Consider the following 10,112-nt stretch of genomic DNA (forward strand, 5'->3'; position numbering starts at 1 on the left):
CTCAACCGGACAGCAGCGATGCCAGTATTTGTCCCGTCTCGGCCGCCATATCCTCGAACTCCTCCGGCGGCAGCGGATTTCTGCCAAATCCCAGCTCCACCGTGAAGCCGGGCTTGCGGAATTCCTGGATGAACCAATCCTTGAAGCCGGCATCGCTTCCCTCCAGGAACACCGCTCGGTAGCCGCTGGCCGCCGCCATCGCTTCCGCCAAGGAGCGGCTCTCCGGCGGCTCAAATCCCCGGTAATTCCAGTAGATTTCCTGCCCCTGGCTGTGCAGGGACACCGCCGCCTCAAAGGGCGTCCGGCGGCACAGCTCCGCCAGAGCCGCCGCTTCCGGCTCGCTGAGCGGAGCGGGACCGCCGTAGTCTCTTGGAGACGGCCCCTTTCTTCCCCGACGGGCCTGCTCCTCCTCCCAGAACGCAGGGAACTGATCTCCGAGGTCGACCCCGCGGATATTGCCCTTCCAGTGGCGGAAGCTGCGGCGGCCGCCATTCCATTCCTCCAGCTCCATGCGGAGAGGATGCCAGGGACCGGCACCCTCCTGCACGAGCTCGACCCCATCCGGATTGGCCATGGGAACGGCCCACACCGTCCATTCGTCATACCATTGCCGCACATTATGGCCATGCCAGCTCCGACCTTCGGCATAGGCTGCCGCATACTGCTCCAGAAAAGACAGCAGGCATGGGGAGGTTAGCCACTCATTGGCATGCAGAGCTGCATTAACATGCAGATGGCGGGGGCCGGTTCCCAGACGCAGCATATTGAGCGGTCTTCCAAGCACGCTGCAGCCAATCCGCTCTTTATGAATGAAGGGGTATTTGGCCGTCAGCTGGTCGATGTCCTCCTCAAGCTCCCGCGGTCCGTACTCCCCCCTGAGCTCCACAATCCTTGGCCGTCTTCCCGCCGGGATGACAAGCGTGCGGCCGGGAACACAGAATCCGTCCGCCGGAAGGCCGGGATTCAGCACCTGAAGCGCCTCCGGCTCGACGCCGAACCATTCCGCCACCTCCCGGACACGTATTCCTTCTCCGGGAGTATAACGCCGCCGCTGGACGGAAGGAAGGAACAGCACCTGGCCCGGCATCAGATACGGCCGGTCGGCCGCCCAGGGATTGCCCTGGATCACATGACCCGGCGTTATCCCGAAAGCGGCGGCGATTCGGGCCACCGTATCCCCCTTGCGCACCACATATTCAAGCATTTCACTCATCCTCTCCGTTATGCAGGAGTTGTTCCTCTAATTGTATGCGGATGCTCTTGTCCCCCATGACGGCAGAAGAACGGCCGGGCAATCGCCGCCCGGCCGTTCCTGAATGAGTATAGAATAAGTTCGTTCACACATCGCTCGGCTCGAGCGACGAGACCTGCCAGACGACCGGAGTCCGTCTGATCTGCTCTCCGAGCCAGTCCATTGCGATTCTCTGAAAGATGCCGGCATCGCCGCTGCAGAAGAACTGATGCACCGGTGTTGCATCGCCGCTGGCCAACTTTCCTTTGTCGTACAGAATGGTGCTGATTTCCCGGGCCGTTTCGTCGGCTGAGCTGATCAGCTTGACGCCGGAGCCCATCGCCCTGCCGATCGGATCGACGAGAAACGGATAATGCGTGCAGCCGAGAATCAGTGTATCGATCGGCTCATGCTTGATGCCGTTGAGCGATTCGCGCACGGGGATATCGCATTTCTCCGAGCGGAACATCCCTTGCTCGACCAGTGGGACAAGCGCCGGACATGCCTGGCTGACCACCTCGATATAAGGCGACAGCTGCTTGAGCGCGTTGGTATACGCGCCGCTATTTATCGTACCGACGGTGCCGATGACGCCGACACGGCCGGTCTTGGTTGCGCTGATCGCGGCCCGGGCGCCGGGGTGAATCACGCCGATGACCGGAATGTCCACTTTGGCGGTTATATCGTCAAGTGCGGCCGCTGTCGCGGTATTGCAGGCGATCACAATCATTTTGGGATCAAACTGCAGCAGATAGTCTACAATCTGCTCCGTGAACATTTTAACTTCCCCGGAAGAGCGGGGACCGTACGGGGCTCGCGCGGTGTCTCCGTAGTAAATGATTTTTTCGCGGGGGAGCTGTCTCATGACTTCCTTGACAACCGTAAGTCCCCCCACGCCTGAATCCAGTATGGCAATTGCTTGCTGCACGGGCACACCGCTTCCTTCATCTTGTTTTGAAATAGCTTATGTAAGGCGGAAGCAAAGCGTACCGGGCTTCCTGTCCCAATTGCAGATCATACTCCTTTTGCTCTTGGAGTTCAAGAGCGAAGCGGAAAGAAGCACAAATGCCCTAGGATAACCGGCTTGCGGCATTTCTGCCGGCTGGCTGGCTACCCTGGGGCATGAAGAACGGGTCGGACGGTCAGGCTTTGTCGCTTCCGTCATCGGCTTCGGAAGAATCGCCGTCCGTCTTCGGGGCGATCTCCAGAGTGGCAGCTGCTTCCACGGCGGCATCAACGTTGGAGCTGACTGTTACCTTCTCTTCATCTCCGGCTTCCACAGTTTTGCCCCAGTCGGAAATCTCATGTACGATCGTCAGCGCGGATTCCTTGACGATTCCCGCCCATTCCGTTCCTTTATCCGTCACCTGGGTTATCAGTTCCTGTGCTTTATCCTTTGCCTCCACTGCGCCGTCCGAAATATCCTTGCGAAGCTCCTTGCCGGATTTGGGCGCGAAGAGCAGTGCGGTCACCGAGCCGATTACGCTTCCTGCAGCGATACCCCACAGCAGGCTTTTCGTGTTCTTATTCATCGTTCATCTCTCCTTTGCGGGCGAATGCCTAGTTCCTGATTTATCATAAGCATCGGCAGTCCGTCCTGTGACTGTAAAGGCAAGAAATTTTTCGCGGCAGCGCTATTCTCCGGATTGGCCTTTGGACTTAATTGTATAATTGCAGCATTGGCTTCCTTCAGCCATACACTCGGTTCGCGTTACCTTCGCCTCCAGCAGTTCCTCGAACAAATGCTGCTCGCACTGGCAGGCTTTGCCGTATTGGGACGCCACCTGGCGAATTGGGCAATTGTATTCCCGCATCGAATAGGAGCCGTCATCCCATTTCTCCCACTCGGCCATGTAGCCGCCCGAATTCTGGATCGCGGTCAGCTCCGCAACCCGTTCTTCGAGGCTGCGCCGCTCCATCATGGGACTGTACTGGGCCAACAGCCGCCGGCGCCGGCCTTCAAACAGAACATTGACCGCCTCCGTCCCGCTGCTGTGATCCAGTTCCCGAAGCAGCTCAAGCGCCAGATTGTGGTAATTTTTCGGAAAATGATCGTCCGCTCTTTCTGTCAGTGAATACATGTGCATCGGGCGGCCCATCGGCTGACGAACGACTTTGTTGCGTGCAAGGCCTTCGCTTTCCAGCTGCAGCACATGACGTCTGACCCCCATCTCGGTAATGCCAAGCTCTTCAGCCAGGGCGCCGATCGTCAATGGCCCTTTCATCTTCAGAAGCGTCATGATCGTCCGCCTTGTCGTGCCGCTCTCCTGCCCCCTCTTCATGGGCTCCCTCCTCTCCCTGTCTGATTGCATGTCACTCTCATTCGGATTCTGTTATCGCGCCGGTTGAACGACCCCCAGCTCCCGGTTCAGATAGGCTCTTGTCTCCTTGGCAAAAGCGTTCAGCAGCTCCGGAAGCAGCGGAGTCAAGGGATGCAGCGTCCCCCGATTCCAATTGCAGTAGTCCTGAACCAGCGGTCTTCTTAGTGACACAAGTTCGATCAGACGCCCGTACAGCTCTTTGTCTGTAAAGACCGACTCTTCATGGATAATGGTGACGATATCCTCATAGCTGCCGGCATCGCGCATGATGAATCCGTCGATCAGACAGCTTCCGGTGTCGGTAACGACCTCAATGGCAAGATGCAGACAGCGCTCCTGCACGAGCCCCCATACGATTCCACCGTCCCAGGAAGCGGCCGCCTGCCGCAGCCCCTCCGAGATATCGGGAATCACCTGGAGAATGCGCTCAATTTGATCCCGGTTGACGTAGTACATGCCAAGAGTTCCCCTTTCGTATCGGCCGGTATCCCCCTGCTCCGAGCATCGGCTGCACTCTCGCCCGCGATGCAGGCAGCTGCGAAGACCGGGACAGGCGAATGTCTATCAAGTATCCAGATCGCTCATTGACGTTATTCTTGCCTTTAGGCCCGGAACGGCTCTCTCATTTCAGCAGGACTTGCCTGCTCATGAATGGCTATAGGTGTGAACGCGTACTAGAACTCGTAGTCTACCGCATACGAGACTTCTTTGACTTCATTGATATGAGCAATGACTACTTTATGGGCCGGATGCACCTGGTAAGCGTTCAAATCGTCCAGATTGGCTACCGTTGCAGTAAGGGCGATATCGAAGGAGCGCTCACTCCGAAGAATATCGGCACCGATTTCCAGCGAAACGAGCTGCGGAATTTTGCCGTCCATATTGCGCAGCACAGCCACAGTCTTCTCAACGCTTGCCTGCGAGCCGTCCTTCAGCTTAAAGAACACGATATGTTTAATCATTTGGCATAACCCTTCCTAGTTTCTATAATGGGTACGAACATTCTTATTAAAAAATATATCATAACCCTCCGTTTTCCGAAAGGAATGTGCGGTCCGCCGCAGGGTTACCCATTGCCTTGAAAAGGACAAATATTGTAATATCAGAAGAAACGGCTTGCGCCTCCTGAACACGGGGGCACCCGTTGCTCGCAGAAATCGGAGGATGTTATGCCTACAAATCAGTCAGAGCCCTACATGATACAGGCCTGGTCGCTTGTCAATCGCAAATACCTCGGCAAAGGTGTACGGATCAAGAGATTTCGCCGTCCCCAGAAAAGCCAGATCCGCAACCGCGTGCTTCTCGCCGTCCTGATGGCCCGCGATATCAAGTTATCCCAGCTTGCGGAGGAACTGTCCGTCTCCTCGCGGAGCGTCAGCGCCTGGGTGTACGAAAGCCGTATTCCCTCGAAGACCAATATCGACAAGGTATGCCGGTATCTCGGCTACCCTCAGCATGTTCTGTTTAACGAAGCTCTGCTCCGGCAGAGCCCGATCCTGTGCCAGCCTGAACCTTCCCGCTATATGAAGCGGACCGCTGTGCACCCCCGCAGAAGCGACATACTGACCGGACTGTGCATGGTGCATGATATTTCCGTGACGGATGCCAGCCGCTGGATCGGCGTTCATCCCGGTACCTTCCGCAAATGGCTTCATCACAGCGTTCTGCCGGCTCCCGCTCTTCAGGAGAAGGCGGAGAATTTCTTCCGGATTCCGAGAAGCATTCTGTTCGCGGACTGCAGCTCAACCAGATAGGATTCGGGCAACTTCGCTCTTCCCTGTATCCGGGAAGAGCTTTTTTGCTGAGGAAATGCTGGTATATGACATGGGACTGCCCAACCTGTCCCTCCTTTTCTCCATCAACCCTGATGTATTCTACTGTGATTTCGGCGTTTGACTTACCTTGCCCGCTTGCCATGATGCGCGTTATCACATCACGACGGCACTCATGGCTGAGCTCACCTGACGCTGACAGGCTATGTTTTTCTCGCCAAAATAAACCGGAGGATGTATGCGTGAACGCCGTCAGGGCCGCTCGTCAGCACTTCGCGAAGCTCTCCGGTTTCAAGCACCTCCGTGCCATGGAAATGATCCCGGAGATCCCGCTCGGTGAAGAAGTGAGCATATTTGCCTTGCTTATATTCATAAGTTCCTGGTTCCATTTCCGTTCCCTGCCCGTTCTGAGCGTCGTTGTCCGAGAAGCAGGTGAAGAACAGCAGCCCTCCGGGCCGGAGCTGCTCAAGCGCGGACGAGACCAGAATTCGCCGGTCTTGTTCAAGGAACAGATGCAGGACATCGTAGCCGTACACCGCATCAAATACTCGGCCCGGACGCCTGTCCAGCACCGATCCGGGCTCGATGCTGCTGTCAGGGTCCCACTGCTTCGCAAGCTTGACGGCCGCTTCGCTAAGCTCCGTACCCTCGACCTCAAATTCCCGGGAGAATACTCTCGTATTGCGGCCGTAACCGGCCCCGGGTACCCATATCCGCCTGACTCCATGCTCCCGGAACAACCCGAGGGCGATATTCGCCGTCGGACTCGGTTCCGTTCCCCAAATCATGCCTTCCTTCGCAAACCGGTCATTCCAATATGAAGACATCAGACCGCCCCTTTGTATGCCCAAAATAGCGGAAGCGCCATTTCCGGATTCCATTCTTAACTTTACTTTCTCTGTAAGTCCTTGTAATTCCTCCTGCATCAGCCCGCCGGATTATCTCTGGAACCTGTGCATTATTGCAAACAACAGCCAGGGCTTCCAGTTATGCCGGAATCCCTGGCTGTTTGATTAACACCCTTAATGAGCAAAGTCCTTTAACAGCGTCTCTTCTAGTAATTGCCGGTTACCGCTCCCCATTGCCTCAGCACCCGGTCCAGTTCCTCGCCTTGAATCGGCTTGGAGATGAAATCCTGCATGCCGGCATTCAGGCACATCTCACGGTCGTCCTTACGCGCAAACGCCGTAACTGCAATAATCGCCGGATGGCGGCTCTGGCTCTGCCGAATACGGGACGTCGCTTCCAGACCGTCAATCACAGGCATCTGAATATCCATGAAGATCAGATCGTATCCCTTCATTTCGGCGGCTTCTACAGCCTGCAGCCCATTCTCGGCGAAGTCCGCCTCGTACCCCCGCTTCAAAAGGTATGTCCCGAGCAGGTGGCGGTTGACCGGATGATCCTCCACGACGAGGATCGAAATGGCAGCGCTGCTCCCGGCGGAAGACAGCCGGTCATCCATACCGGCATCCCTAGCATCCGGAGCGGAGCCTTGATCACTTCCCGCCAAATCTTCGGGGAGTGCAGCCTCAGTCGTGAAGTAGAAGGTAGATCCTTCCCCTTCGATACTGTCCACGCCGATCGAGCCGCCCAGCAGCTCCGCAAGCTTCTTGCTGATGGCCAGACCCAGCCCCGTCCCCCCGTACTTGCGGTTAATGGAGGGATGCAGCTGGGTGAAGGACTGGAACAGCTGTCCCTGTTTATCCTCCGGGATTCCGATTCCCGTGTCCTGAACCGAGAAATGAAGGATCATTCTGTTGAAACTGCGGACAGAACCCAGCTTTACGCGAATCCCGATCCGACCGTAATCCGTGAACTTGACTGCATTGCCCACGAGATTGACCAGAATCTGGCGCAGCTTCGCCCCGTCCGTAACCAGGATCTCCGGCAGGACGGGATCGATATCAAATTCAAGCTGAAGAGACTTGTCCAGCACCTTCGGATAGAATAAATCCTTGACGCTCTGCAGAAGAAACCGCAGGTTCACCTCTCCGAGCTCCAGCGTCATCTTGCCTGCTTCGATCTTGCTGAAATCAAGCACCTCGTTAAGCAGATGCAGCAGCGCCTCGCCGCTCTGGCTGATGATGTCGGCATAGCTTCGCTGCTCATCGTCAAGCTCCGTGTCCTTTAACAGATCCGACATGCCGATAATTCCGTTCATTGGCGTGCGCAGCTCGTGGCTTATCATTGCCAGGAATTCAGACTTGGCCCGGTCGGCTCGCTCCGCCGACTCCTTGGCGCGCCGGATTTCCTTCTCCTCCGTAATATCCTTAAAGACGACGACCGCGCCTTTCTTTACGCCGCTGTCATACAGAGGCGTCATATGGTACTTGACCAGAATGCTGGAGCCGTCCCTTCTCCAGAGAATACCTTCGTGTTCTTCGTACATCTCGTTCTGCAACAGTTCGGCTACCAGGCTTCGCTGGTCTCCTTCGCAAGTGTCTCCGACCAGTCTCTTCAGTTGGATGGACTCCTCCAGACGATACCCTGACCATTCCCCTTCCTCATAACCAAGCATCCTGGAGGCAGACGGATTGATGAAGATGGTGTTCCCTTCCAGATCGACGCCGAAAATGCCCTCTGATACCGAATTGAGAATCAGCGCATGCTCATAACTGAGCTTCTCGATCTGCCGCAAATGGTTCTTATGCTCCGTGATATCATTCGTTATGCCGAATACTCCGGCTACATTCCCTTGGACAAGAATCGGGACGAACATGACGCTGACCTCCACCCTATGTCCGTCCCGATGGACCATCCGGCTGTCAAAGGTTTGGGCAATCCCTCCAACAGCCCGGCGGAACCGTTCGTTCACATGATCCAATTCCTCCGGGTCCATTACTTCCGCGAAATGGGACATCAGCAGACCGGAGCTGGTGTAACCGGTCATATATTCAAGACTGGCATTGACGGACAGCGTTCTTCCCTGGAGATCCATCGCGCTGATGGCGGACGGATTGAATTCGAAGAGCGATTTATACCGGTTCTGACTCTCCTCCAGCTTCATTTCATACTGTTTGCGTTCCCTGGCATCCCGGGATACGGAGACTGTCTCCCATTCTCCTCTGTCCTCGGAATAGACGCTGTGAACCGTCGTTTCGATCCACATATAGGTGCCGTCTTTACGCCGGAACCGGCACTGTGCAGCCTTATCCCCCTTGCCGGCTCTGCTGTCTTCGAGTACGGCCCGAATATGGTCGATGTCGTCGGGATGAACATAGTCCAGCCCCCCTGTCCCAACCATTTCATCGGGCGTGTAGCCGAACATGTTGTGGCAGATGGAGGATGCATACAGATAGGTGGCCCTCTCGTCAAATGCATTGCGGGAGATGAAATCCAGTGAATTCTCGGAAATCAGCCGATAATTCCGTTCGCTGATCCGCAGCAGCTCCTCCATCCGGTATTTCTCCGTCACATCCTGCATCGTTCCGCTGACTGACAGCACCTTGCCTTCCGGATCGGTTATCCCTTCCCAATGACAGTCGATATTCTTAAGCTGGCCTTCCGTTTCGATGCGGATCAGCGCATTGCCGCTGGTGCCCCGCTCCGTTGCGTCACACATGGCCTTCATGAAGCTCTCCCTGTCGGCAGGCACAACGGCCGGCAGGAAGGCTTCCATCTCAACAACCTGACGTGTTGAAGCTGATGTTCCGGCCTGCGAAGGGAAGAAGATGCGCCACAGCTCCTCCGACACCGCCAGCTTCCCGGTGGCGGCATCCCAATCCCAGGAGCCCATGCGGGCCATCTGCTGCGCTTTGGCTAGCATGTCCTCATATTTCTTGCGCTCCGAGATATCCCGGGCGATGGTCATATACTGCATCGGCTCATCGTCTTCGTTCCGGATTACCTTGATGCTGCTCTCGATCCAGATATATCTGCCGTCCTTGTGCCGGATTCTTCCGGTGAATACATCGACAGGAAGTGTGTTGTCGTACAGCCCTTTCAATATGGCGACGTCATCAGGATGATAAAAATGGATGCGGTTCCGTCCTACAAGCTCCTCCGCCGTAAATCCCATCAACTGATCGATGGAAGGCGATACATACAGCAGCCTCCCGTCCGGATCGCTGATGGAGATCAGATCCGGGCTATTCAGAGTGATCAGGCTGTTGAACTGCTCGTTCTCAAGCAGCTTCTTCTCGGCGGTCTTCCGGTCGGTGACATCCGTCATTTCCACAATGAGATATTCCGGCTGTTCCAGCTCGTTCGTTCTTATTACATACAGGTGAAGCTCCGCCCACAGCAAGCTTCCATCCTTCCTCAGAAACTTCTTCTCTTTATATAACTCTTCCCCGGGCTGCTCCAACAGAAAGCCAAGAATGGCAGCCGGGTCCGCTGTGAATCGCTCATCGGGAAAAATATGATCGGCATAGCCCAGCTTCATCAATTCTTCCACGGTATAACCGAACATTTGGCAGAAGGCCGGATTGCAGCGTATCAGCTTCCCTTCCTTCAAGGAAATCATGGCGATTCCACTGGAGGAACGGGAGTAGATTTGTTCAAATAATATTTTGGACATAGGGACCTCCCTCTGCAATCAAACGGCATGAATGAACAGAATCTATAACTATTCTAAGTATATCGGGTTTTGACAGAATAATCTAAACGAACCATGTAAAAAAGTCAAAAATTTAAGTATCATTAGCGCCCTGGAACACGGTTTGCAGCCTTTTGCCGTCCAAGTTCTCCCCATTCCATAAAAAAACGGAGCTGTCCCATAAGTAGATTTTCAAAGTCAGAGACAGTTCTTCTTCATTCTAGAAAACGCAAAAAGTTAGCAAAACA

The 10,112-nt window shown here is 55.4% G+C and carries 9 protein-coding genes; 1 reads left to right on the forward strand and 8 read right to left on the reverse strand.

Annotated elements, in window-relative coordinates:
• Position 1 precedes the first annotated feature (1 nt).
• The 6 genes from KIH86_RS11735 to KIH86_RS11760 form a co-directional block, all read right to left on the reverse strand.
• A complete protein-coding gene (locus tag KIH86_RS11735; protein WP_223088579.1) occupies positions 2–1,204 on the reverse strand; it encodes a M14 family zinc carboxypeptidase in 1,203 nt (400 codons plus the stop codon).
• A gap of 133 nt (positions 1,205–1,337) precedes the next feature.
• Positions 1,338–2,159 (reverse strand): glutamate racemase, encoded by an 822-nt coding sequence (gene racE, locus KIH86_RS11740; RefSeq protein WP_316503394.1) that lies wholly within the window; start codon positions 2,157–2,159, stop codon positions 1,338–1,340.
• Between the two features lie 214 nt (positions 2,160–2,373).
• On the reverse strand, positions 2,374–2,763 hold the full coding sequence (locus KIH86_RS11745; RefSeq protein WP_223088581.1) for a YtxH domain-containing protein: 390 nt from the start codon (positions 2,761–2,763) through the stop codon (positions 2,374–2,376).
• Positions 2,764–2,865: 102 nt separating this feature from the next.
• A complete protein-coding gene (locus tag KIH86_RS11750; RefSeq protein ID WP_223088582.1) occupies positions 2,866–3,513 on the reverse strand; it encodes a helix-turn-helix transcriptional regulator in 648 nt (215 codons plus the stop codon).
• Positions 3,514–3,564: 51 nt separating this feature from the next.
• The gene (locus KIH86_RS11755) at positions 3,565–4,008 is read right to left on the reverse strand and encodes a DUF86 domain-containing protein (protein WP_223088583.1); all 444 of its coding nucleotides are present in this window, start codon (positions 4,006–4,008) and stop codon (positions 3,565–3,567) included.
• 218 nt (positions 4,009–4,226) lie between these two features.
• Positions 4,227–4,514, reverse strand: coding sequence for a Dabb family protein (locus KIH86_RS11760; protein WP_223088584.1), 288 nt, complete (start codon positions 4,512–4,514; stop codon positions 4,227–4,229).
• A 207-nt stretch (positions 4,515–4,721) separates the two neighbouring features.
• On the opposite strand from KIH86_RS11760, the gene KIH86_RS11765 reads away from it, so the two are divergent.
• Positions 4,722–5,306, forward strand: a complete 585-nt coding sequence (locus KIH86_RS11765; protein ID WP_223088585.1) for a helix-turn-helix domain-containing protein — start codon at positions 4,722–4,724, stop codon at positions 5,304–5,306.
• 221 nt (positions 5,307–5,527) lie between these two features.
• Here the strand turns inward: KIH86_RS11765 and KIH86_RS11770 are convergent, their stop codons facing one another.
• Together KIH86_RS11770 and KIH86_RS11775 are read right to left on the reverse strand one after the other, a co-directional pair.
• Positions 5,528–6,151: a class I SAM-dependent methyltransferase gene (locus KIH86_RS11770; protein ID WP_223088586.1), complete on the reverse strand. Its 624-nt coding sequence runs from the start codon at positions 6,149–6,151 to the stop codon at positions 5,528–5,530.
• 227 nt (positions 6,152–6,378) lie between these two features.
• On the reverse strand, positions 6,379–9,846 hold the full coding sequence (locus tag KIH86_RS11775) for a PAS domain-containing hybrid sensor histidine kinase/response regulator (RefSeq protein WP_223088587.1): 3,468 nt from the start codon (positions 9,844–9,846) through the stop codon (positions 6,379–6,381).
• Between the last annotated feature and the right edge of the window lie 266 nt (positions 9,847–10,112).

The organism is Paenibacillus sinensis (genome assembly GCF_019904155.1).
Taxonomy (GTDB): domain Bacteria; phylum Bacillota; class Bacilli; order Paenibacillales; family Paenibacillaceae; genus Paenibacillus_AQ; species Paenibacillus_AQ sinensis.